Here is a 23,251-nt window from a genome sequence, read left to right as displayed (position 1 = left end):
GCCGTACGTACCGGGCGGATGTGACATCCCCGACCCCGGCGGGGATCGCAGGTTCACGACGGCGGGTCCCGGTTACAAGCGCAGACATGGAGAACGTACTGCGACCCGCACTGGTCCTCGGCGGATCGGTCGTCCTCACCCTGCTGCTGGGGTGGGCGGTCGACCAACTGCTGCGCAGGGCCGACCGCCGCCACCCGGAGACCCCCCTGTGGGGGCTGCTGCGCCGCTGCCGGGTGCCCCTCCAGGTCGTGCTGTGCGCGGCCCTGGTCCGCGGCGCCTACGGACAGGGCAGGCTGCTGGGGTCACCCTCGCCGGGCATGGCCCGGCTGCTGACCCTGGTGCTGATCGGGGCGACGGCATGGCTCATGATCCGGATGGCCGCGGCCGTCGTGGAGTCGACGTACGCCCGCTACGCGGGGGCGCGCCGCGATCCCGCGCGGGTGCGCCGGGTCCGTACCCAGGTGACCTTGATCCAGCGCGTCGTCACCGCCGTGGTGGGCGTGGTGGCGGTCGCGGCGATGCTGCTCACCTTCCCCCCGATGCGGGCCGCGGGTACCTCGCTGCTGGCCTCGGCGGGTCTGCTGGGCATCGTCGCGGGTATCGCCGCGCAGTCCACGCTCGGCAATCTCTTCGCCGGGTTCCAGATCGCCTTCGGTGACATGGTGCGGCTGGGCGACACGGTCGTGGTCAACGAGGAGTGGGGCACCGTCGACGAGATCACCCTGACGTTCCTGACGGTCCGCACCTGGGACGAGCGGCGGATCACCATGCCGGTGTCGTACTTCACCAGCAAGCCCTTCGAGAACTGGTCCCGGGGCGGTATCCAGATGACGGGCACCGTCTTCTTCCATCTGGACCACAGCGCCCCGGTGGCCGAGATGCGCGAGAAGCTGCACGAGATCCTCAAGGGCTGCCCCGCGTGGGACCGCCGCGACCATGTGCTCGCCGTCACCGACTCCACCCCCACGACGATGGAGGTGCGTGCCCTGGTCACCGCGAAGGACGCCGACGACATCTGGACGGTACGGGTCGCGGTCCGCGAGCAGATGCTCCGCTGGCTCACCGACCACCATCCGTACGCCCTGCCCCACATCACCACGGCGACGGCGGCACCGGCCCCCGGCAGGCCGGACGGACCGGACGCCGTCGGGAGCGGCGGTGACGCCGGGCTCGTGAAGGACACGGTGCAGGACACCGCCCGGGAACACGAGGAGCCCGGCGGACGGACGACCGCCGGGCTGCCGCGAAGGGTGACCGCTCCGGAGAAGGACCTGAGCGAGCGCAGGCGCTAGGAGGAGCCGCGGGCGCCGGGTGGACCCGAGGGCCCTAGGAGGACTCGGCGCGGACGCGGTCGAGTGCCTGCTGGAGGTCCTCGGGGTATCCGCTCCCGAACTCGACCCAGCGGGCCTCGCCCGGGTGCTCGAAACCGAGCCGCACCGCGTGCAGCCACTGACGGGTCAGCCCGAGCCGCTTGGACAGCGTGGGGTCCGCCCCATACGTCAGGTCACCGACGCAGGGGTGGCGGTGCGCGGCCATGTGCACCCGGATCTGATGGGTGCGGCCGGTCTCCAGCTTCACGTCCAGCAGCGAGGCCGCGCGGAACGCCTCGATCAGGTCGTAGTGGGTGACGGAGGGCTTGCCCTCGGCGACGACCGCCCACTTGTAGTCGTGCTGGGGGTGGCGCCCGACCGGGGCGTCGATGGTGCCGCTCATCGGGTCCGGGTGGCCCTGGACGAGCGTGTGGTAACGCTTGTCCACCGTCCGCTCCCGGAACTGCTGCTTCAGCGAGCTGTAGGCGTACTCCGACTTGGCGACGACCATCAGCCCGGACGTACCCACGTCCAGCCGGTGCACGATGCCCTGCCGCTCGGCCGCCCCGGAGGTGGAGATGCGGTACCCGGCGGCGGCCAGCCCGCCGATGACGGTGGGCCCCGTCCAGCCGGGGCTGGGGTGCGCGGCGACGCCGACGGGCTTGACGATCACCAGGATGTCGTCGTCGTCATGGATGATCTCCATGCCCTCGACGGGCTCGGCGACGACCTGCACGGGCGCGGGCGCCTGCGGCATCTCGACCTCCAGCCAGGCGCCGCCGTGGACCCGCTCGGACTTGCCGACCGCCGTGCCGTCGACCAGCACCTTGCCCGCGGCGGCCAGCTCCGCCGCCTTCGTACGGGAGAAGCCGAACATCCGGGAGATGGCGGCGTCGACGCGCTCGCCCTCCAGGCCGTCCGGCACGGGCAGGGTTCGGATCTCGGGAAGCGTGCTCACCCGTCGAGTATGCAGGACTCCGGCGGCCCCCCGGCCCGGCCGGAGTCCTGGCGGGGGCCGCGGGGCGCTGTCAGTCCTTGTGGACGGTCCCGTCCGGGTCCAGTCCCCGGAAGGACAGCAGCACGATCAGGATGCCGCCGCAGACGATCGCGGAGTCCGCGAGGTTGAAGACGGCGAAGTGCTTCGGCGCGATGAAGTCGACGACCGCGCCCTTGAACACCCCGGGCGAGCGGAAGATCCGGTCGGTGAGGTTGCCGAGCGCGCCGCCGAGCAGCAGCCCCAGGGCGATGGCCCACGGCGTGCTGTACAGCTTGCGGGCGAGCCGGGCGATCACCACGATCACCAGGGACGCGACCACCGTGAAGAACACCGTGTATGCCTCGCCGAAGCCGAAGGCGGCACCGGAGTTGCGGATCGCCTCGAAGCGCAGCCAGTCACCGATGACCTCGATCGGCTCATGGTGCTCCAGCCTGGCGACCACGATCAGCTTGGTGACGAGGTCGAACGCGTACGCCACCGCGGCCACCGCGAACAGCGCCATGATCCGCCGCTTGCCACGCGGGGCGGGGGTCTCCTCCGCGCCGTCGGTGCCCTCGGCACCCGCGGTGTCCCCCTCGACGGTTTCCCGTCCGCTGTTCCCGTCGTCGGGGGCCGGTCGAGCCCCGGACGGGTCCGGGATGTCCGGCGTACCGATGATGCGCTCCGCCTCTGCCACGTGAGTCCCTCAGCCTAGGTACCTGACTGAGGACGAGGGTACGGCACGGCATGACCGGCTGATCAGGCAAGGAGCGGTACGGGGCCGGGGCGGGACCGGGGCGGCGCGGCGGACACCGCCCCGGTGGCTCCCCGCGCGCGGGGGTCGCGCCGGGGTGTCAGCCCCTGCGCTCCTGCTTCTGCTTGCACTCCACGCACAGGGTCGCCCGGGGGAACGCCTGCATACGGGCCTTGCCGATCGGCTTGCCGCAGTTCTCGCACAGCCCGTACGTCCCGGTCTCCAGCCGGTCCAGGGCGCGCTCGGTCTGTTCGAGCATCTCCCGGGCGTTGGCGGTGAGCGCCAGCTCGTGCTCACGGGTGATGTTCTTGGTCCCGGTGTCGGCCTGGTCGTCACCGGCGCCGTCCCCGGAGTCCCGCATCAGACCGGCCAGGGACGCCTCCGAGGAGGTGATCTCCTGCCGCAGCCGGGTCGCGTCGGCGGACAGCAGCGCGCGTGCCTCGGCGACCTCCTCCGGTGTCCAGGGTTCCTCACCCGGGCGTACCTGGAGTTCGCCGGGCTCCGCCGCGGCCGGCCGCGCCTTGGGCACCGGACCGGTGCCCTTCGCCGCCGTGGCCGTACCCCGAGTCTTCTTCGCAACCACTGTCGTGGCTCCCGTCATGTCCGCGACCGCAGCCGCACTGTCCGCACTCTCCGAGCCGTCCGAACGGTCCTTCCCGCCCCCTGCCCCGGCGCTCCCCGGCGCCATGTTCTTCCTGCGTCTGGCCGCCGACCGCTGCGCACCCGTGTCCCGGGCGCCCCCCGCACCCGTACGCACCGCGCCCCCGGTCGCCCCGCCACCGCCGCTGTCCGTCCCCGGGCCCGCCTCCGCCTCCGTGTCCGCCCCGGTCCCGGTCCCGTGGTCCGGGTGCGGGACGTCCGTCCTACGGATGTCTGCCCGGCCCGCACCCGCCTTACTGCTCCCGGCCCCCTCGGCGGACACCTTCCCGGCCGCCGCCTCACCGGACACGGCCTTCCCGGCCGGCGCCTTGGCGGGTGCCTTCTCGGCAGCGGCCTTCTTCGCCACGGTCTTCTTCGCGGGTGCCTTCGTCGCGGGTGCCTTCTTCGCGGTCGCCTTCTTGGCCGCCGCGGTCCCGGCTCCCGCGGTCTTGGCCGCCGTCTTCTTCGCGGTGGTCTTCTTCGCCGCCGCGGTCTTCTTCCCCACCGTCTTCTTCCCCGCGGCCTTCTTGGCCGCCGCTGTCCGGGCGACGGCTTCGGTCCCCTCCGCCGGAGGCGGTGAGTGCTCTGCGGCGGTCTCTTTCGCCACCATGGCCGCGGCCCCTTCACATATCGTGATCTTGCTCGCGAATCGTGCTGGGACGATAAATCGCCCCCGGACCCACGGCAACGGGGAGCACCGCGCCCCTGACCTCCCCGCACACCACCCCGGACCCGGTCCGGCGGCCCGGGCACCCGCCCCCACCGGCGCACGGACCGCGCGCGGCGCCCACAAGGGCAGGCCAGGAACCCTCACCCGCCCCGCTGCCCCGTTCGGGTCACCGCGGGCCCCGGCGGCCGCCGCCTCCGCCACCGGTGCGCCGACAGCCGTACGGCCCGCCCGCGCCGGGACCACGCGGCGCCCCGGGGTCCGCCCCCCGCGCGCCCGCCGCCGCGCAATCCGTTCGGCGCGCGGCGCCCGGCGCCGTACACTGGCCGCAGCGAAAAGGCTTGGATGGGGCCGAGTAGCGGCGTGAGCAGCCCAGAGCGACCCGGGGACGGTGTGAGCCCGGGGGTCAGCGCGGCGTGAAGATCACCCCGGAGCCGCCGGAGGAAAGCCCCCCGCCCGCGAGCCGGGCACCGCGGGGCGAGTAGAACCGGCGTCGCGACCCCAATGAGGGGGCTGTCCGGCGCGCCGCGCCGGAGGGCCAAGGAGGGTGGTACCGCGGGAGCGCGCCGTAGCCGGCGCACCGGCTCTCGTCCCTCCGACGGAAGAAGCAGTCCGTTGGAGGAGCCGCCGAGATGACCCCGCAGCCAGAACCGGCCCGGAGCACCACCGCAGAGTCCGCCGCGCCCGGCGCCGCGCAGTACCGGCAGGTGCCCGCGCAGATCGACCTGCCCGCCCTGGAGCACGCCGTGCTCGACTTCTGGCGCGAGAGCAAGGTCTTCGCCAAGAGCCTGGAGCGCTCCGAGGGACGCCCCGAGTGGGTGTTCTACGAGGGCCCCCCGACCGCGAACGGCATGCCGGGCGCGCACCACATCGAGGCCCGCGTCTTCAAGGACGTGTTCCCCCGCTTCCGGACCATGCGCGGTTACCACGTGGGCCGCAAGGCCGGCTGGGACTGCCACGGCCTCCCGGTGGAGCTGGCCGTCGAGAAGGAACTCGGCTTCAACGGCAAGAAGGACATCGAGGCGTACGGCATCGCCGAGTTCAACGCCAGGTGCCGTGAGTCCGTGACCCGGCACACCGACGCGTTCGCCGAGCTGACGGACCGTATGGGCTACTGGGTCGACCTGGACGACGCCTACCGCACCATGGACCCGGAGTACATCGACTCCGTGTGGTGGTCGCTGAAGGAGATCTTCGGCAAGGGCCTGCTCGTCGAGGACCACCGGGTGGCGCCCTGGTGCCCGCGCTGCGGCACCGGCCTGTCGGACCATGAGCTGGCGCAGGGCTACGAGACGGTCGTCGACCCGTCGGTGTTCGTCCGCTTCCCGCTGACCTCGGGCCCCCTCGCGGGCGAGGCCGCGCTGCTGATCTGGACGACCACCCCGTGGACCCTGGTGTCCAACACCGCCGTCGCCGCGCATCCCGACGTCGTGTACGACGTGGTGACCGACGGCACGGAGCAGCTCGTCGTCGCCCGGCCGCTGATCGCGAAGTCGCTCGGCGAGGGCTGGGAGCCCACCGGACAGAGCTTCACCGGCGCCGAGATGGAGCGCTGGTCGTACCAGCGCCCCTTCACCCTGGTCGACTTCCCGGCCGACGCGGCGCCCGCGCACTACGTCGTCAACGCCGACTACGTCACCACCGAGGACGGTACGGGCCTGGTCCACCAGTCCCCCGCGTTCGGTGAGGACGACCTGAAGGTCTGCCGCGCGTACGGGCTGCCGGTGGTCAACCCGGTGCGCCCCGACGGCACCTTCGAGGAGGGCGTCGGCCTGGTCGGCGGGGTCTTCTTCAAGAAGGCCGACGAGGCCCTCACCCAGGACCTCCAGGACCGCGGGCTGCTGTTCCGGCACACCCCGTACGAGCACAGCTATCCGCACTGCTGGCGCTGTCACACCGCGCTGCTGTACTACGCGCAGCCGTCCTGGTACGTCCGGACGACCGCGATCAAGGACCGTCTGCTCGAAGAGAACGAGAAGACGAACTGGTACCCGGACTCCATCAAGAACGGCCGCTACGGCGACTGGCTCAACAACAACATCGACTGGGCGCTGTCCCGCAACCGCTACTGGGGCACCCCGCTGCCCGTCTGGCGCTGCGAGGAAGGCCATCTGACGTGCGTCGGCTCCCGGGCGGAGCTCACCGAGCTGACGGGCACCGACCAGTCGTCGCTGGACCCGCACCGCCCGTTCATCGACGCCGTCACCTTCCCGTGCCCCGAGTGCGCGGCCACCGCGACCCGGGTCCCGGAGGTCATCGACGCCTGGTACGACTCGGGTTCGATGCCGTTCGCGCAGTGGGGCTACCCGTACAAGAACAAGGAGCTGTTCGAGAGCCGTTACCCGGCGCAGTTCATCTCCGAGGCCATCGACCAGACGCGCGGCTGGTTCTACACGCTGATGGCGGTCGGGACGCTGGTCTTCGACAAGTCCTCGTACGAGAACGTGGTGTGCCTCGGGCACATCCTCGCCGAGGACGGGCGCAAGATGTCCAAGCACCTCGGCAACATCCTCCAGCCGATCCCGCTGATGGACCAGCACGGGGCGGACGCGGTGCGCTGGTTCATGGCCGCCGGCGGCTCCCCGTGGGCGGCCCGCCGGGTCGGTCACGGCACCATCCAGGAAGTCGTCCGCAAGACCCTGCTGACGTACTGGAACACGGTCGCCTTCCAGGCCCTGTACGCCCGTACCTCCGGGTGGGCCCCGTCCGCGGCCGACCCGGCCCCGGCCGACCGCCCGCTGCTGGACCGCTGGCTGCTGTCCGAACTGCACGCGCTCACCGACCAGGTGACCCAGGCGCTCGACTCCTACGACACCCAGCGCGCCGGGAAGCTGCTGTCGGCGTTCGTCGACGATCTGTCGAACTGGTACGTACGCCGCTCCCGGCGCCGGTTCTGGCAGGGCGACAAGGCCGCGCTGCGCACCCTGCACGAGGTCGTCGAGACGGTCACCCGGCTGATGGCGCCGCTCACCCCGTTCATCACCGAGCGGGTCTGGCAGGACCTGGTGGTGCCGGTGGTGGCGGACGCCCCCGAGTCGGTGCATCTGTCGTCGTGGCCCGAGGCGGACCTGGGCGCGATCGACCCCGAACTGTCCCGGCAGATGCTGGTGGTACGGCGGCTGGTCGAGCTGGGCCGGGCGACCAGAGCGGAGTCCGGGGTGAAGACCCGTCAGCCGCTGTCCCGGGCGCTCGTCGCGGTCTCCGGGTTCGAGTCGCTGCCCCTGGAGCTGCACGCGCAGATCACGGAGGAGCTGAACGTCTCCTCGCTGGCCTCGCTGTCGGAGGTCGGGGGGTCGCTGGTCGACACCACGGCCAAGGCGAACTTCCGTGCGCTCGGCAAGCGGTTCGGCAAGGGCGTGCAGGCGGTCGCCAAGGCCGTCGCCGAGGCCGACGCGGCGGCGCTGTCGCTGGCGCTGCGCGAGGGTACGGCGTTCGTCGAGGTCGACGGTGAGAAGGTCTCCCTGGCGCCCGACGAGGTGATCATCACGGAGACCCCGCGCGAGGGATGGTCCGTGGCCTCCGACTCCGGTGCGACGGTCGCGCTGGACCTGGAGATCACCGACGAACTGCGGCGGGCCGGGCTGGCGCGGGACGCCATCCGGCTGATCCAGGAGGCCCGCAAGAACAGTGGGCTCGATGTGGCGGACCGGATCGCGTTGCGGTGGGACGCGGCGGACGAGGGCGTGGTGCGGGCGCTGACCGAGCACTCCGGGCTGATCTCGGACGAGGTGCTCGCCACGGAGTTCGTCCGGGCGGAGCCCGGTGCTCCCTCCTTCTCCGATGCCGGGCTGTCGTTGGAGTTCAGCCTTCGTAAGGTCTGACCTCCGGCCGCTCGTACGGGTCGTACGCGCGCGAGCGCACGGGCACCCCGTGGGGACTTTCCCCGCGGGGTGCTTTTGCGTGTGCGCCGGAGTGGGGGTGAGGTGCTGCGTGGCTCCGGCCGGTTCCCGGGTGCGGGACGGTTCTCGTCCTTCGCGCGGTTCCCCGCGCCCCTGAAGGGGCGCTGCTCGCTGCTGTCGGTCCGTCGGGTGCCGGTTCGGTCCTCGTTCTTGCGCAGTTGCCCGCGCCCTTTGAGGGCTCGCTGTTCGTTGCTGCCTGCCCTCGACTGCGGGTCGGCTCTCGTTCTCGCGCGGTTGCCCCCGTACCGGGAAAAGGGCGGGGCCCCCGGAAGATTCCGGGGGCCCCGCCCTGTTTCGGGTGGTGTACCCGTCAGTTGTCGTCCTCGTCGATGAGGAAACCGCGCATCGGCGACGGAGCCTGCTGCATCGGCTGCGGCGCCTGCGGGCGGACCGGAGCCATCGGCTGCGTCATCGCGGGGGACATCTGCTGCTGACCACCGTAGGAGGGACCGCCCTGGGAGGGGGCACCGCCCATGGACTGACCACCGTAGGAGGGCGCGCCCGCACCGGCCGGAGCCATGGAAGGCGTCGGGGCCGGCGGAAGGGACGCGGCGGCCGGGGTACGCGGCGGCGCCAGCGAGTCGTCGGCCTGGGTCTCCAGCTGACGGAGCTGGGACTCCAGGTACGACTTCAGGCGCGTACGGTACTCGCGTTCGAAGCCGCGCAGGTCCTCGACCTTGCGCTCCAGCGTGGCGCGGGCGGACTCCAGGGAGCCCATCGCGACGCGGTGCTTCTCCTGCGCGTCCCGCTCCAGGGCGTCGGCCTTGGCACGGGCGTCCCGCTCCAGACCCTCGGCGCGGCTGCGGGCCTCGCCGACGATCTTGTTGGCCTCGGAACGGGCCTCCGCGATGGCCTGGTCGGCGGTCTGCTGGGCGAGGGACAGCACACGTGCGGCGCTGTCACCGCCGGGACCCTGACCGGGCTGCGGCATCTGCGGACCGTGGCCGCCCATGGGACCGCCCATCGGGCCGCCCATCTGCTGCATCGGACCGGGGCCCATCTGACCCTGCTGCTGCATCTGGCCCTGCTGCTGCATCTGACCCTGGCCCATGGGGCCCTGGCCCATCTGACCCTGGCCCATCGGACCGGGGCCCTGCTGCATCTGCCCCGGGCCCTGCTGCATCTGGCCGGGACCCTGCTGCTGCATCTGGCCGGGGCCGTGGCCGCCGGGACCGGCGGGCAACTGCGGCGCGCCGCTCGGGAGCTGGGGGGGACCACCCATGGGACCGCCCATCTGCTGCTGGGGCGGCACGGGCTGCGGTCCTGATATGGCGGCGGGCACCGGACCCGGACGGTCCTGCGGCTCGGGCGGCTTGCGCATGCCTGCCTGCTGCTGGTTCTGCGCGGCGGCACGGGTCGCTGCGGCGAGCTTCGCGCGCAGGTCCTCGTTCTCGCGGAGCAGTCGCGTCAGTTCGGCTTCGACCTCGTCGAGGAAGGCATCGACCTCGTCCTCGTCATAGCCTTCTCGAAGGCGGACGGTCGTGAACTGCTTGTTCCGCACGTCCTCGGGGGTCAATGGCATCTCTTTACCTCAACGTAGTCGTCGGCGGGATCAACCCCCGCGTCAGCGGGGACCGTCATCGTTCACAGTCGGCTCACGACGGAGATCAAGATGTAGACGATGATCATCAGAACGAAGAAGGACAGGTCGAGCGCCACGCCCCCGAGACGCAGCGGTGGGATGAACCGCCGCAGCAGCTTGAGCGGTGGATCAGTGACAGTGTAGGTGGCCTCCAGAACGACCACCATCGCCTTGCCGGGTTGCCACGAGCGGGCGAACTGGAAGACGTAGTCCATGACCAACCGGAAGATGAGCACGATGAGGTAGCACAACAGCGCGTAATGAATCACTTCGATGAACACGCGCATCTCGTGCTGTCCCTCTCCCCTGTTCCGTGCCTGCTTCGTACCGGATTATCGGCCAGTTGCCGGTCCTGCGTCTCAGCTCTGGTTGAAGAACCCGCCCTCTGCGATGCGAGCCTTGTCCTCCGCCGTGACATCGACGTTAGCAGGAGACAACAGGAACACCTTCTGGGTCACCCGCTCAATACTGCCGTGCAGACCGAAGACGAGGCCAGCGGCAAAGTCGACAAGTCGCTTCGCGTCGGTGTCGTCCATCTCGGTCAGATTCATGATCACCGGAGTGCCCTCACGGAAGTGTTCCCCGATGGTACGGGCTTCGTTGTAGGTCCGCGGGTGAAGCGTGGTGATCCTGTACGGCTCCCGCTCGGACACGACCTTGGGCATGATCACCGGTGCGTTCTTCTCCAGGCTCTGACGTTCAGGTGTGATGGATGCCACGGGTGCGATGCGGGCGGGGCGGACCGATTCCGCCGCGAGTGCGGCGGACTGGGGCACCGGGTCGCGTTGCGCCGGAGGTTGCACCACTCGTACCGATTCGTCCCGTTGGGAGGAGTGGGACTGGTGAGCTTGGTGGGGCGGCTCGTGCCGCCGGTGATCCCGTTCCGGCTCCGGGTCCAGTTCGGGTTCGAAGTCGTCGTCGGGGTCGAAGCCCCGGCCGTCGTACCCATCGTCCTCCACGAGGCCGAGGTAGACCGCCATCTTGCGCATCGCGCCGGCCATTCTCTGAGTCCTCCGCTCTGTGGTGGATCGGCGTGGTGGATCGGCTGACGCCAACCAAGTTTCCGCGATCCACGTGGTCCACCCCGCGGATCAGCGGGAATGACCATATTTTCTGCTGTGGTCCGACTTCTTGGTGACGTTACCCGAGCCGGGGACGGACTCCGAGTACCGCACTGCCGACGCGCACATGTGTCGCCCCGGCCGCGACGGCCTCTTCGAGGTCCCCACTCATCCCTGCTGACACCATGTTCGCAGCAGGATGGTCCGCGCGCAGGGCAGTCGACAAATCCATCAACCGCCCGAACGCCTCGCGTTGCCGTCCGGCGTACGGTCCGGTCAGCGGAGCCACCGTCATCAGGCCACCGAGCCGCAGCCCTTCGGCGTCCGCGAGCAGGTCGGCCAACTCGGGCACGCCCTGCGGGCCGACGCCTCCGCGCGCTCCGCGTCCGGACTCGTCGGCGTCCAGCGCCACCTGGATCAGACAGGTGACCTCCTGTCCGGTCCGGACCGCCTCCCTGGACAGCGCGGTGACGAGCCGTCCGCGGTCCACGGACTGGACCACGGAGGCGTAACCCAGTACCGAACGTACCTTGTTGGTCTGGAGCTGACCGACGAAGTGCCAGGTCAGCGGGGCGGCGGTGGTGGCCGCCGCCTTGGGGGCGGCCTCCTGGTCGCGGTTCTCCGCGACCTGCCGGACGCCGAGTTCGCCGAGGATGAGGACATCGTCGGCGGGGTAGGTCTTGGTGACCACGACCAGGGTCACCTCCGCGCGCTCGCGGCCGGCGGCGGTACAGGCCGCCGTGATGCGCTCCTCGACGCGCGCCAGATTGCGCGCGAGTTCTTCCCTGCGGTCCGTCATGCCTTATCAGTCCAGCCAGACATAGCCGGCGAGCCGCCCGGTGACGCGGTCGCGGCGGTACGAGAAGTGGTCGTGCGACTCCCGCGTGCACACCGCGGAACGCTCCCGGTCGCGCACCCCGAGCCGTTCGAGCTGGGCGTGCACCCCGGCGGTCACATCGACGGAGGGGGTGCCCCAGGTGGTCTCGGCGTACGCGGCGGGTTCGACGGCGGCGACCTCGGCGCGCATCGCCGCGGGGACCTCGTAGCAGCCGCCGCACACGGCGGGGCCGGTACGGGCGATGATCCGGGCGGGCTCCGCGCCGAGTTCGGCCATGGCGGCGACGGCGGCGGGGACCACTCCGGCGACCATCCCGGGCCGTCCGGCGTGGGCCGCGGCGACGACCTTGGCGACCGGGTCGGCCAGCAGCACGGGGACGCAGTCGGCGGTGAGCACCGCGAGCGGGACCCCGGGCCGGGCGGTGACGACGGCGTCGGCCCGCGGGATCCCGGCGGACGGGTCCCAGGGGCCGTCGACCACGGCGACGTCCTTGCCGTGGACCTGGTTCATCCAGACGACGGCTGCCGGGTCGAACCCGAGCCGCCGGGCGACGGTGCCCCGGTTGGCGAGGACCGAGCCGGGGTCGTCCCCGACGGCCCCGCCGAGATTGAGCTCCTCGTACGGAACGGCGCTCACCCCGCCCCACCGGTCGGTGAAGGCGAAGTGGGCGCCGCTGGTGGTGGTCCGGTCGGGGACCACCGCTCCGGTTCGGCCTATCACTTGAGGAAGTCCGGCACGTCCAGCTCCTCGACACCGCTGTCGTAACGGGCGGGCGGGACCTGCGGGGTGCTGGACGGGTAGGAGTCGGACGCCTTGGAGACCGGGGCCGGGTCCTTCTCCACCGGGGCGGGCTTCGAGGACTCCTCACGCGGGGTCACCGCGCCGAGGCCGCCGAAGGCGAGCCGGGAGTCCGAGCGCTGGGCCGGCTCCTCACGCTTGCCCGCGGTGAGGGCACCGCTCTGCTTGGGCGGCGGCTGTCCGCCGTCGAACCCGGCGGCGATCACGGTCACCCGTACCTCGTCACCGAGGGCGTCGTCGATGACGGCGCCGAAGATGATGTTGGCCTCGGGGTGGGCGGCCTCGCTGACCAGCTGGGCGGCCTCGTTGATCTCGAAGAGACCGAGGTCGGACCCGCCGGAGATGGAGAGCAGCACCCCGCGGGCGCCGTCGATGGACGCTTCGAGCAGCGGCGAGGAGATCGCCATCTCGGCGGCGGCCACCGCGCGGTCGTCGCCGCGGGCCGAGCCGATGCCCATGAGCGCGGAACCGGCTTCGGACATCACGGACTTGACGTCGGCGAAGTCCAGGTTGATCAGACCCGGGGTGGTGATCAGATCGGTGATGCCCTGAACACCGGACAGGAGGACCTGGTCGGCGGACTTGAAGGCGTCGAGAACGCTCACCTGCCGGTCCGAGATGGACAGCAGCCGGTCGTTGGGGATGACGATGAGGGTGTCGACCTCTTCGCGGAGTTCCGCGATGCCGTCCTCGGCCTGGTTGGCGCGGCGGCGGCCTTCGAAGGTGAAGGGCCGGGTGACCACACCGATGGTGAGGGCGCCGAGCGAGCGGGCGATGTTGGCGACGACGGGTGCGCCGCCGGTGCCGGTGCCGCCGCCTTCGCCGGCGGTGACGAAGACCATGTCGGCCCCCTTGAGGACCTCCTCGATCTCCTCACGGTGGTCCTCGGCGGCCTTGCGGCCGACGGCCGGGTTGGCCCCGGCGCCGAGGCCCCGGGTGAGTTCGCGGCCGACGTCGAGCTTGACGTCGGCGTCGCTCATCAACAGCGCTTGCGCGTCGGTGTTGATCGCGATGAACTCGACACCCTTGAGGCCGACCTCGATCATCCGGTTGATGGCATTGACACCACCGCCGCCGACACCGATGACCTTGATGACTGCGAGGTAGTTCTGCGGTGCTGCCACGTCGAGAGCCTCTCGCCTCGATTACGTGCCGCCGCTCGCTGTATCGCGCCGCGACGGCTGATGCCGAAATGGGACGGTCCGAACGCCGACCCGAACCCTAACGCTGAAGTTTAGGGTTACCAGTGTGTCTGTTCCTCGGACTCTTCCGAACAGGACACTAAGTCGACAAGCGGCGCCCGTTCAACGAACACGCCGAACCTCCCGTTTTTCTTTTCACCCTATGTGATCAGCCATAGCGCTGCCCACTCAGGGTGCTGGCCTGCACGAATACGCGTCAACTCGCCGCTGACGCGGGGGCGGTGGGAACACTCACATCGAAGTGCCCGGCCTTCGGAGCGGCTTTCATCAGTGCGGCGAGCGTGACGTTCTTCGCACCGCCGTCCTCCGCACTGCCCCAGTCGACCGTACGGCCCCCGCTCAACTCCAGCGTGATGGAGTCGTACGAGCGGACCTTGAGCCTACGGGTTTCCCGGGCCACCCGGGCCGGGACGGCGGTCATGACCTCCACGGCCGCCCGGGTCAGCTCCCCGGTGCCGAACCGCTGGGGGCCGGGGGTCCGACGCGGCGTCAATTCGAGTACGGGTACCCCTTGGGGTGCCCGGGCGACGGTGGCGTAACGGATCGCGTCGTCGTCCACTTCGATGAACTTTCCGCCCTTTTCGACAATCAGGACCGGTTCACGTTCGGTGACTTTCAACCTGATTCCGTCCGGCCAGGAACGAACCACGTCGACCTCGTCGATCCTGGGCAGTTCACCGCGCAGCCGGTTCTCGACGGCGTCCGTGTCGACGGAGACGAGCGGGGTGCCGGAGGCGATGCCCGCCGCCGCGCGGACCTCTTCGGGGCTCAGCACGTCCGTACCGGCGGCGGTGACCTTCTCGACCCGCAGCCAGGACGACCCGTACAGCGCCCACAGCCCGCCGCCGGTGACGGCGAGCAGGGCCGCGGCGGCCAGGATCAGGGTGCGGGTCCGGGGGGCGGACAGCGCGGCGGGCAGCCGGGGCAGGCGCGGCAGCCGGGACCGGCCGGAACCCGGTTCCTGCGGTTCGCCGCCCTCGGCGGTCGTGGGTCCGGACACGCTCCCTGCCTTCTGTCACACCCGGGGGCGCGACACGCCGTCCGTCACGCCCTGGCGCGTGACGCGATCGCTTCGTACACCATGCCGACGAGGAGGTCGTCGGCGTCCCGGCGGCCGAACTCCGACGCGGCGCGGGACATCTCGTAGAGCCGGTGCGGGTCGGCCAGCACCGGGACGACGTTGCCCTGCACCCACTGCGGGGTCAGCTCGGCGTCGTCGACGAGCAGTCCCCCGCCCGCCTTGACCAGCGGCTGGGCGTTGAGCCGCTGCTCGCCGTTGCCGATGGGCAGCGGGACGTACGCGGCCGGCAGCCCGACGGCGGAGAGCTCGGCGACGGTCATCGCGCCCGCGCGGCACAGCATCATGTCGGCCGCGGCGTACGCGAGGTCCATCCGGTCCACATACGGTACCGGGACATACGGCGGCATCCCGGGCATGTTCTCGATGTACGGCAGTTCGTTCTTCGGGCCGACCGCGTGCAGGATCTGGATACCGGCCTGCTGGAGGTACGGCGCGGCCTGCTGGACGACCTCGTTGAGCCGCCGGGCGCCCTGCGAGCCGCCGGACACCAGGAGCGTCGGCAGATGCGGGTCGAGCCCGAAGGCGGCGCGCGCCTCGGGGCGCACGGCCGCGCGGTCCAGGGTGGCGATGGAGCGGCGCAGCGGGATGCCGATGTAGCGGGCGCCCCGCAGCTTGCTGTCCGGGGTGGAGACCGCGACCTGGGCCGCGTACCGGGAACCGATCTTGTTGGCGAGACCGGGCCGGACGTTGGCCTCGTGGATCACGATCGGGACGCCGCGGCGTTTGGCCGCGAGATACCCGGGCAGCGCCACGTAGCCGCCGAAACCGACCACGGCGTCGGCACGGGTGCGTTCGAGGATCTGCTCGGCCGCCTTGATGGTGCCGCGCAGCCGTCCGGGGACGGTGATCAGCTCCGGGGTGGGCTTACGGGGCAGCGGCACGGCCGGGATCAGGGCGAGCTCGTACCCCCGCTCGGGGACCAGCCGGGTCTCCAGGCCGCGCTCGGTGCCCAGTGCCGTGATACCGACGGACGGGTCCCGCCTGCGCAGGGCGTCCGCCAGGGCGAGCGCGGGCTCGATGTGTCCGGCGGTACCTCCGCCGGCGAGTACGACATGCACCGAAATTCACCGCTCTCCGGACGGGCGCGTCCTGACGCGCCGTCGCATCGTGTTCCAACTCCGAGACGCCCGGCCGGTTCCGGGCCCTCTTGCCGCGGTCCGCCGTCCGGTCAGGACCGACTGTCGCACGGCGAGCGCCGCGCGTGCGGCGGGGTCGTCGCGTGCGAAGGCGATCAGCAGTCCGATGGCGAACATGGTCGGAAGCAGGGCCGACCCCCCGTATGAGAACAGCGGGAGCGGGACACCGGCGATCGGCAGCAGGCCGAGCACCGCACCGATGTTGATCATGGCCTGCGCCATGATCCAGGTGGTCACGCCACCCGCGGCGTACCTCACGAAGGGGTCCTCCGTGCGTCCGGCCACGCGGATACCCGCATAGCCTAGAGCCGCGAACAGCCCGAGGACGGACAGTGTCCCCGCCAGACCCAGTTCCTCCCCGGTGATCGCGAAGATGAAGTCCGTGTGCGCTTCCGGAAGTTGGCCCCATTTTTCCACACTGGCGCCCAGTCCGGAACCGAAGAGTCCGCCGGAGGCCAGTGCGTAGATCCCGTGTACGGCCTGCCAGCACGGATCGGTCGGGCCGCCCAGCTCGGAGGCGCCGATGCACTGGAGCCGGGACATCCGGTTGGGGCTGGTCCTGATGAGGACGGCGCCCACGACGACGGCGGCGCCGAGGACCCCGGCGAAGAGCCGGGTGGGTGCCCCGGCGAGCCACAGCAGCCCGAAGAGGATGGCGGTCAGGATGATCGCCGTCCCCATGTCGCCGCCGAGCATGATCAGGCCGAGCACCATGAACGCGACCGGGACCAGCGGCACCAGCATGTGCTTCCACTGGTTCAGCAGCCGTTTGTCCTGTTTGCGGGCGAGCAGGTCGGCGCCCCACAGCACCAGCGCCAGTTTCCCGATCTCGCTCGGCTGGAGCTGGAAGGCGCCCAGCTCGATCCAGTTCTGGTTGCCGTTGACCGCCTTCCCTATCCCCGGCACCTGGACCAGGGCCATCAGGACCACGGAGCCCGCCAGCATCGGGTAGGCCAGCGCCCGGTGGAGCTTGACCGGCATCCGGGAGGCGAGCAGCAGCAGCGCGGTGCCGAGCGCGGCGGCGAGCAACTGCTTGCGGAAGAAGTACGAACCGGGCAGCGAGAGCTGCAACGCGCGGATGATGGAGGCCGAGTAGACCATCACCAGCCCGAGCAGGGTGATGAGGAAGGCGCTGCCGAAGATCAGATAGTAGGCCGTCAACGGCCGGTCCCAGGCGCGTCTCGCCTGCGTCCGCAGCCGTCGCAGCGGAGCCCCCGGTCCGCGCGCGGGGCGCGGCGGCGGGGGCGCGGGGGTGCGCGGGGTGGCCGCGGGGGCCCGCCCGCCGCCGCTCAGCACGCGCGGTCCCGGCCGCCGGACAGCCTCAGCCACGGCGCACTCATGCGACCCTCCCAGACCTGCCGGGCGCCCCGGGCGGTCATCGCGACCGGCTCAGGCGCCACCGGGGCCGAGCTCACGGACCGCCTCCGCGAACGCGTCCCCGCGCATGTTGTAGTTGGTGTACATGTCCATGGAGGCACAGGCGGGGGCCAGCAGTACGGTGTCCCCCGGCCGGGCGAGCCCCTGGGCGGCCCTGACCACCTCGGACATCGCCCCAGTGTCGGTCCGCTCCACGTCGACCACGGGTACCTCGGGCGCGTGTCGCCGCAGGGCTTCCCGGATCAGGGCGCGGTCGGCGCCCAGCAGGACCACGCCCCGCAGCCGCTTCGCGGCCGTGGCCACGAGTTCGCCGAAGTCGGCGCCCTTGGCGAGGCCGCCGGCGATCCATACGACGGGTGCGTACGCGGCCAGGGACGCCTCGGCGGCGTGGGTGTTGGTGGCCTTGGAGTCGTCGATGTACACGACGCCGTCCACGTCGGCCACGTGCTCGATGCGGTGCGGGTCCGGGCGGAAGGCCCGCAGCCCGTCCCGGACGGCGCTGGCGGGGACCCCGAAGGCCCGGGCGAGGGCCGCGGCGGCCAGCGCGTTGGCGATGTTGTGCGGGGCCGGGGGCTCGACGTCGGAGACCTGGGCGAGTTCCTGCGCCCGCTGCTGCCGGTCGGCGACGAACGCGCGGTCGACCAGCAGCCCGTCGACCACCCCGAGTTGCGAGGGGCCTGGCGCGCCGAGGGTGAAGCCGATCGCGCGGCAGCCCTCCTCGACGTCGGCGGCCCGTACCAGGTCCTCGGTGGCCGGGTCGGCGGTGTTGTAGACGCACGCCACCTGGTTGCCGTGGTAGACGCGGCCCTTGTCCTCGGCGTAGGCGGCCATGGAGCCGTGCCAGTCGAGGTGGTCGGGGGCGAGGTTGAGGACGGTGGCGGAGTGCGCGCGGACCGAGGGGGCCCAGTGCAGCTGGTAGCTGGAGAGTTCGACGGCGAGCACGTCGTAGGTGGTGGCGTCGTCGTGTCCCTGGCCGAGGACGACGTCCACGATGGGGGTGCCGATGTTGCCGACCTCGGCGGTGCGCAGTCCGGCGGCGCGCAGGATGGCCGCGAGCATCCGGGTGGTGGTGGTCTTGCCGTTGGTGCCGGTGACCGCGAGCCAGGGGGCGGCGCCGGGTCCGCGCAGCAGCCAGGCGATCTCGACGTCGCCGACCACGTCGACCCCGGCGTCCGCCGCCGCCGCGAACAGCGGCGCGGTGGGCGGCCAGCCCGGCGAGGTGACGACGAGGTCGGTGCCCTCGGGGAGGGTGACGGCGTCGCCGAGGCGCACGGTGACCCCGGTGAGGCCCTCCGCGTCGAGCGCGGCGGCCTTGTGCCGGTGGGTGTCGCTGTCGCCGCCGTCGACGACGGTGACGCGCGCGCCGAGGCCGGCCAGGGCGCGGGCGGCGCTGAGGCCGCTCACGCCGAGGCCGGCGACGGTGATGTGCCGGCCCGCGAACCGCTCCGCGGGGTCGGTGTCCTGCTGGGGGGTCACTTTTCCGCTGCCCATCCGGCGTAGAAGAGACCGAGTCCGACGATCACGCACATGCCCTGGATGATCCAGAAGCGGACCACGACAAGGACCTCGGACCAGCCTTTGAGTTCGAAGTGGTGCTGGAGCGGTGCCATGCGGAAGACGCGCTTGCCGGTGAGCCGGAAGGAGCCGACCTGGATGACGACCGACATGGTGATGAGGACGAACAGTCCGCCGAGCAGCGCGAGCAGCAGCTCGGTGCGCGAGCAGATGGCGAGTCCGGCGAGGGCGCCGCCGAGGGCCAGCGAGCCGGTGTCACCCATGAAGATCTTCGCGGGTGAGGTGTTCCACCACAGGAACCCGAAGCAGGCGCCCATCAGGGCGGCGGCGACGACCGCGAGGTCCAGGGGGTCCCGTACCTCGAAACACGCCTCCGGGTTGATGAGGGTGTTCGCGTCGGCGCAGGACTCCTGGTACTGCCAGACACCGATGAAGGTGTACGCGCCGAAGACCATCACGGAGGCGCCGGTGGCGAGGCCGTCGAGGCCGTCGGTGAGGTTCACGCCGTTGGACATGGCGAGGATCATGAACAGCGCCCACACCACGAACAGGACGGGGCCGATGGTCCAGCCGAAGTCCATGATGAAGGAGAGCTTCGTGGACGCGGGGGTCAGTTCCCGCTGGTCCTCGAACTGGAGCGACAGGACCGCGAAGGCGATGCCGACGGTGAGCTGTCCGGCCATCTTCGCCTTGGCCCGCAGACCGAGCGAACGGCGCTTGACGATCTTGATGTAGTCGTCGAGGAAGCCGACGAGGCCCATCCCCGCCATCAGCCCGAGCACCAGCAGCCCGGAGACCGTGATCGGCGCGCCGGTGATGACCTTGCTCAGGAAGTACGCGATGAGGGTCGCCAGGATGAAGGCGATACCGCCCATCGTGGGCGTACCGCGCTTGGCGTGGTGCTCGCGCGGGCCGTCGTCCCGGATGTACTGGCCGTAGCCCTTGCGGGCCAGCAGCTTGATCAGCAGCGGCGTTCCCACGAGGGTCAGGAAGAGGCCGATGACACCCGCGAACAGGATCTGATTCATCATCGGGCGCAGGCCTCGCCCTCGCCGCTCGCGTTCTGCTCCAGCAGCGCCATGGCCACCCTCTCCAGGCCGATGGACCTGGATGCCTTCACGAGTACGACGTCCCCCGGACGCAGTTCACCGCGCAATAGGTCGATCGCCGCCTGTGCGTCGGACACGTGCACCGACTCCTCACCCCACGAACCCTCGTTATAGGCGCCCATGCGCAGCCAGGCCGCTTCCCTGCCCCCGACTGCGACGAGCTTGCTCACGTTGAGCCGGACGGCTAGCCGTCCGATCGCGTCGTGCTCGGCGAGTGCCTCGTCACCGAGCTCGGCCATCGCGCCGAGCACCGCCCAGGTACGGCCCCCCTCGGCCCGAGCGCCGCTACCCATCGCGGCAAGCGCGCGCAGGGCGGCCCTCATGGACTCGGGGTTCGCGTTGTAGGCGTCGTTGACCACCGTTACGCCGTCAGGGCGTTCGGTGACCTCCATCCGCCAGCGGGAGAGTGTGCCCGCTCCGGAGAGCGCGTGCGCGATCTCGTCCACGGACATGCCCAGCTCATGGGCGACGGCCGCCGCGGCGAGCGCGTTCGACACGTGGTGCTCACCGTACAGGCGCAAGGTCACGTCTTCGTACCCGGAGGGTGTGTGAAGCCTGAAGGAAGGCTGTCCGGAGGCGGTGAGCCGGACGTTCTCGGCCCGTACGTCCGCTTCGCCGGATTCCCCGAACAGCACCACGCGCGCCTTCGTGCGCGCGGACATCGCGCGCACGAGCGGATCGTCGGCGTTGAGGATCGCGATCCCGCCCTCGGCGGCGGCCGGAAGGGCCTCCACGAGTTCGCCCTTGGCCTCGGCGATCTGCTCCCGGCCGCCGAACTCGCCGATGTGGGCCGTGCCGACGTTCAGGACGAGTCCGACGCGCGGCGGGGTGAGTCCGGCGAGGTAGCGGATGTGACCGACACCGCGGGCGCCCATCTCCAGGACGAGGTACCGCGTCTCGTCGGTGGCGCTGAGCGCGGTGAGCGGCAGTCCGATCTCGTTGTTGAGGGAGCCGGGTGTCCAGACGGTCGGCCCGTGCGCGCCGAGGACCTGGGCGATGAGGTCCTTGGTGCTGGTCTTGCCCGCGGAGCCGGTGAGGGCGACGACGGTGGCGCCGAGGCGTTCCACGACGGCCCGTGCGAGGGCGCCGAGCGCCCGCTGGACGTCGTCGACGACGATCGCCGGGACCCCGACGGGGCGGGCGGCCAGTACGGCCACGGCGCCCGCGCCGACCACCTGGGCGGCGAAGTCGTGGCCGTCGGCGCGTTCGCCCGCGAAGGCGACGAAGAGGCTGCCGGGTCCCGCTTCGCGGGAGTCCCGGACGACGGGGCCGGTGACCCGCACGGACGGGTCCGGTATGTCGTGGGGCCGCCCGCCGACGAGGGAGGCGATCTCGGCGAGGGAGAGGGCGATCACAAGTTCATCCCTGGGTCTGCTGGGTCGCTTCGCTGGTCTGTGCGGTGCCGGTGCGCGGGGCGCCGGGGCCGGTGGCGCCGGGTGGCGCGCCGTCACCGGCGGGCCGGGCCGCGCGGGATGCCTCGATGGCCTCGCGCAGTACCTGCCGGTCGTCGAAGGGGCGGATCACCCCGTGGATGTCCTGGCCCTGCTCGTGCCCCTTGCCCGCGACGAGCACGGCGTCCCCCGGTTCGGCGCGCGCGACGGCCGCGGCGACGGCGGCGGCGCGGTCCTCGAAGACCTGCACCTCGCCGCGTTCATGGGCGGGCACCTCGGCGGCGCCCGCGAGCATGGCCGCGAGGATCGCCAGCGGGTCCTCGGAGCGGGGGTTGTCGGAGGTGAGGACGGCCGTGTCGGCGAGCCGGGCCGCGGCGGCGCCCATCGGGCCGCGTTTGGTGGTGTCGCGGTCGCCGCCGCAGCCGAGGACGATGTGCAGCCTGCCCTCGGTGACCTTGCGCAGCGCGCGCAGCACCGATTCGACGGCGTCCGTCTTGTGGGCGTAGTCCACGACGGCGAGGTACGGCTGTCCGGCGTCGACCCGCTCCAGCCGTCCCGGGACCCCGGGGACGGCGCCGACGCCCTCGGCGACGGGGTGCGGGTCGAGCCCGGCGACGGTCAGGGTGACGATCGCGGCGAGGGTGTTGGCGACGTTGAAGGGGCCGGGCAGCGGGGCGCGGGCGCTGAGCCGCTCGCCGTCCGGGCCGCGCACGGTGAAGGTGGAGTCCATCGGGCCGACCACGACGTCGTCGGCGCGCCAGTCGGCGTCCGGGTGGCCCTCGGCGGAGAAGGTGACGACCGGTACGGACGCCTCCTTGACCAGCCTGCGGCCGTACTCGTCGTCGAGGTTGACGACGCCGAGCCTGCTGCGCCCGGGGGTGAAGAGCTGGGCCTTGGCCTGGAAGTAGTCCTCCATGCCGGAGTGGAACTCCATGTGCTCCGGGCTGAGGTTGTTGAACACCGCGACGTCGAAGACGCAGCCGTCGACCCGGCCGAGGACCAGCGCGTGGCTGGAGACCTCCATCGCGACGGCGTCCACGCCCCGTTCGCGCATCACGGCGAACAGGGCCTGGAGGTCGGTGGCCTCGGGGGTGGTGCGTTCGGACTTGAGGCGTTCGTCGCCGATGCGTGTCTCGACGGTGCCGATGAGTCCGGTGACCCCGTCGGTCGCCGCGTCGAGTCCGCCCTGGACGAGGTACGCGGTGGTGGTCTTGCCGGAGGTGCCGGTGATGCCGATCTGGAGCAGGCCCTGGCCGGGGTGGCCGTAGACGGTGGCCGCGAGGGCGCCCATCCGGGCGCGCGGGTCGTCGACGACCAGGACGGGCAGTCCGGTGGCGGCGGCGCGGTCGAGTCCCGTGGGATCGGTCAGCACCGCCGCGGCGCCGAGGTCGGCGGCCTGCGGGGCGAAGTCGGCGCCGTGGAAACGGGCGCCCGGCAGCGCGGCGTACAGATCACCGGGGCGGACCGCCCGGGAGTCATGGGTGATGCCGGTGACCTGGCCGGCGGCGCCCCCGGTGGGGAGGCCGAGCTGATCGGCCAGTTCCGCGAGCGGGGTCGGGGAGACATGAACCGGTCGAGGCGGTCCCGGGTAGGTCACGGAAACGCCCTTCTGGGTGGTTTGCGACTGATCAGCGTGTGACACGGCGGTGAGCGTACCGGGCGTACCGGCCCCGGGACCAAATGACCCGTTCCGCGCGGCGGCACCGGACGCGGGCGGTTCGCCCGCGGTCGCGGACGGCTCCTCGGCGGGTCCGGTCCGCGGGTGCCGGTCACCCTGCGGCGAGGGGTCCTCGGGGAGGGGCGCGGGGCCTTCGCGGTCCGGTCGGTTCCCCGATCGGTTCCCCGGCCGGGGGGTGATCGTTGTCACGGGCGGTTCCTGGTGGCTCGGGTGGTGCGCGGGGGTGGCGCGGCCCGGC

Annotated in this window: 18 protein-coding genes; 2 read left to right on the top strand and 16 right to left on the bottom strand. The window is 71.6% G+C overall.

Annotation, left to right across the window (positions count from 1 at the left end; genetic code table 11):
• Positions 1 to 86 precede the first annotated feature (86 nt).
• The gene (locus OG711_RS29365; protein WP_079184826.1) at positions 87 to 1,292 is read left to right on the top strand and encodes a mechanosensitive ion channel family protein; all 1,206 of its coding nucleotides are present in this window, start codon (positions 87 to 89) and stop codon (positions 1,290 to 1,292) included.
• 34 nt (positions 1,293 to 1,326) lie between these two features.
• Here the strand turns inward: OG711_RS29365 and OG711_RS29360 are convergent, their stop codons facing one another.
• From OG711_RS29360 to OG711_RS29350, 3 genes are all read right to left on the bottom strand, one after another.
• Entirely contained in the window at positions 1,327 to 2,268 is a 942-nt protein-coding gene (locus tag OG711_RS29360) for an RluA family pseudouridine synthase (RefSeq protein WP_073791081.1), read from the bottom strand.
• Between the two features lie 70 nt (positions 2,269 to 2,338).
• On the bottom strand, positions 2,339 to 2,983 hold the full coding sequence (lspA, locus tag OG711_RS29355) for a signal peptidase II (RefSeq protein WP_266514262.1): 645 nt from the start codon (positions 2,981 to 2,983) through the stop codon (positions 2,339 to 2,341).
• 157 nt (positions 2,984 to 3,140) lie between these two features.
• The gene (locus OG711_RS29350; protein WP_329561487.1) at positions 3,141 to 4,289 is read right to left on the bottom strand and encodes a TraR/DksA family transcriptional regulator; all 1,149 of its coding nucleotides are present in this window, start codon (positions 4,287 to 4,289) and stop codon (positions 3,141 to 3,143) included.
• Positions 4,290 to 5,053: 764 nt separating this feature from the next.
• Here OG711_RS29350 and ileS point away from each other — a divergent pair.
• A complete protein-coding gene (gene ileS, locus OG711_RS29345; protein ID WP_266518086.1) occupies positions 5,054 to 8,167 on the top strand; it encodes an isoleucine--tRNA ligase in 3,114 nt (1,037 codons plus the stop codon).
• Positions 8,168 to 8,555: 388 nt separating this feature from the next.
• Here ileS and OG711_RS29340 read toward each other — a convergent pair whose 3' ends face one another.
• The 13 genes from OG711_RS29340 to OG711_RS29280 all read right to left on the bottom strand — a co-directional run bounded on the left by OG711_RS29340 (position 8,556) and on the right by OG711_RS29280 (position 22,977).
• On the bottom strand, positions 8,556 to 9,767 hold the full coding sequence (locus OG711_RS29340; protein WP_073791088.1) for a DivIVA domain-containing protein: 1,212 nt from the start codon (positions 9,765 to 9,767) through the stop codon (positions 8,556 to 8,558).
• Positions 9,768 to 9,829: 62 nt separating this feature from the next.
• Positions 9,830 to 10,114, bottom strand: a complete 285-nt coding sequence (locus tag OG711_RS29335; protein ID WP_073791090.1) for a YggT family protein — start codon at positions 10,112 to 10,114, stop codon at positions 9,830 to 9,832.
• Positions 10,115 to 10,186: 72 nt separating this feature from the next.
• Positions 10,187 to 10,828 carry a cell division protein SepF gene (locus tag OG711_RS29330; protein ID WP_073791093.1) on the bottom strand — a complete coding sequence of 214 codons (642 nt, stop codon included), beginning with the start codon at positions 10,826 to 10,828 and terminating at the stop codon, positions 10,187 to 10,189.
• 139 nt (positions 10,829 to 10,967) lie between these two features.
• Positions 10,968 to 11,687: a YggS family pyridoxal phosphate-dependent enzyme gene (locus OG711_RS29325; protein WP_073791096.1), complete on the bottom strand. Its 720-nt coding sequence runs from the start codon at positions 11,685 to 11,687 to the stop codon at positions 10,968 to 10,970.
• 6 nt (positions 11,688 to 11,693) lie between these two features.
• Complete coding sequence (gene pgeF / locus OG711_RS29320) at positions 11,694 to 12,443, bottom strand: peptidoglycan editing factor PgeF (RefSeq protein WP_405675023.1); 750 nt, start codon at positions 12,441 to 12,443, stop codon at positions 11,694 to 11,696.
• Positions 12,443 to 13,648: a cell division protein FtsZ gene (gene ftsZ, locus OG711_RS29315; protein ID WP_073791102.1), complete on the bottom strand. Its 1,206-nt coding sequence runs from the start codon at positions 13,646 to 13,648 to the stop codon at positions 12,443 to 12,445. The genes pgeF and ftsZ overlap by 1 nt, the downstream gene beginning before the upstream one ends.
• Positions 13,649 to 13,922: 274 nt before the next feature.
• Positions 13,923 to 14,726: a cell division protein FtsQ/DivIB gene (locus OG711_RS29310; RefSeq protein ID WP_073791105.1), complete on the bottom strand. Its 804-nt coding sequence runs from the start codon at positions 14,724 to 14,726 to the stop codon at positions 13,923 to 13,925.
• 44 nt (positions 14,727 to 14,770) lie between these two features.
• A complete protein-coding gene (murG, locus tag OG711_RS29305) occupies positions 14,771 to 15,865 on the bottom strand; it encodes an undecaprenyldiphospho-muramoylpentapeptide beta-N-acetylglucosaminyltransferase (protein WP_073791108.1) in 1,095 nt (364 codons plus the stop codon).
• A gap of 6 nt (positions 15,866 to 15,871) precedes the next feature.
• Positions 15,872 to 17,239, bottom strand: a complete 1,368-nt coding sequence (gene ftsW / locus OG711_RS29300; RefSeq protein ID WP_405675020.1) for a putative lipid II flippase FtsW — start codon at positions 17,237 to 17,239, stop codon at positions 15,872 to 15,874.
• 93 nt (positions 17,240 to 17,332) lie between these two features.
• Positions 17,333 to 18,811 carry a UDP-N-acetylmuramoyl-L-alanine--D-glutamate ligase gene (murD, locus tag OG711_RS29295; RefSeq protein WP_073791114.1) on the bottom strand — a complete coding sequence of 493 codons (1,479 nt, stop codon included), beginning with the start codon at positions 18,809 to 18,811 and terminating at the stop codon, positions 17,333 to 17,335.
• The gene (gene mraY / locus OG711_RS29290) at positions 18,793 to 19,866 is read right to left on the bottom strand and encodes a phospho-N-acetylmuramoyl-pentapeptide-transferase (protein WP_073791117.1); all 1,074 of its coding nucleotides are present in this window, start codon (positions 19,864 to 19,866) and stop codon (positions 18,793 to 18,795) included. The genes murD and mraY overlap by 19 nt, the downstream gene beginning before the upstream one ends.
• Positions 19,863 to 21,299 (bottom strand): UDP-N-acetylmuramoyl-tripeptide--D-alanyl-D-alanine ligase, encoded by a 1,437-nt coding sequence (locus OG711_RS29285; protein WP_329561477.1) that lies wholly within the window; start codon positions 21,297 to 21,299, stop codon positions 19,863 to 19,865. The genes mraY and OG711_RS29285 overlap by 4 nt, the downstream gene beginning before the upstream one ends.
• A 4-nt stretch (positions 21,300 to 21,303) precedes the next feature.
• Positions 21,304 to 22,977, bottom strand: a complete 1,674-nt coding sequence (locus OG711_RS29280) for a UDP-N-acetylmuramoyl-L-alanyl-D-glutamate--2,6-diaminopimelate ligase (protein WP_323181469.1) — start codon at positions 22,975 to 22,977, stop codon at positions 21,304 to 21,306.
• Between the last annotated feature and the right edge of the window lie 274 nt (positions 22,978 to 23,251).

This window comes from Streptomyces uncialis (genome assembly GCF_036250755.1).
In the GTDB taxonomy this organism is placed as follows: domain Bacteria; phylum Actinomycetota; class Actinomycetes; order Streptomycetales; family Streptomycetaceae; genus Streptomyces; species Streptomyces uncialis.
Note: the sequence above shows the minus strand (reverse complement) of the source record. Positions and strands in the feature narration are given on the sequence as shown.

Bases quoted from the DNA above. Each gene is read 5' to 3' on its own strand.
- OG711_RS29335 (WP_073791090.1), bottom strand. From the start codon at position 10,114: ATGCGCGTGTTCATCGAAGTGATTCATTACGCGCTGTTGTGCTACCTC.
- OG711_RS29325 (WP_073791096.1), bottom strand. From the start codon at position 11,687: ATGACGGACCGCAGGGAAGAACTCGCGCGCAATCTGGCGCGCGTCGAG.
- OG711_RS29340 (WP_073791088.1), bottom strand. From the start codon at position 9,767: ATGCCATTGACCCCCGAGGACGTGCGGAACAAGCAGTTCACGACCGTC.
- OG711_RS29350 (WP_329561487.1), bottom strand. From the start codon at position 4,289: ATGGTGGCGAAAGAGACCGCCGCAGAGCACTCACCGCCTCCGGCGGAG.
- OG711_RS29330 (WP_073791093.1), bottom strand. From the start codon at position 10,828: ATGGCCGGCGCGATGCGCAAGATGGCGGTCTACCTCGGCCTCGTGGAG.
- murD (WP_073791114.1), bottom strand. From the start codon at position 18,811: ATGGGCAGCGGAAAAGTGACCCCCCAGCAGGACACCGACCCCGCGGAG.
- OG711_RS29365 (WP_079184826.1), top strand. From the start codon at position 87: ATGGAGAACGTACTGCGACCCGCACTGGTCCTCGGCGGATCGGTCGTC.
- mraY (WP_073791117.1), bottom strand. From the start codon at position 19,866: ATGATGAATCAGATCCTGTTCGCGGGTGTCATCGGCCTCTTCCTGACC.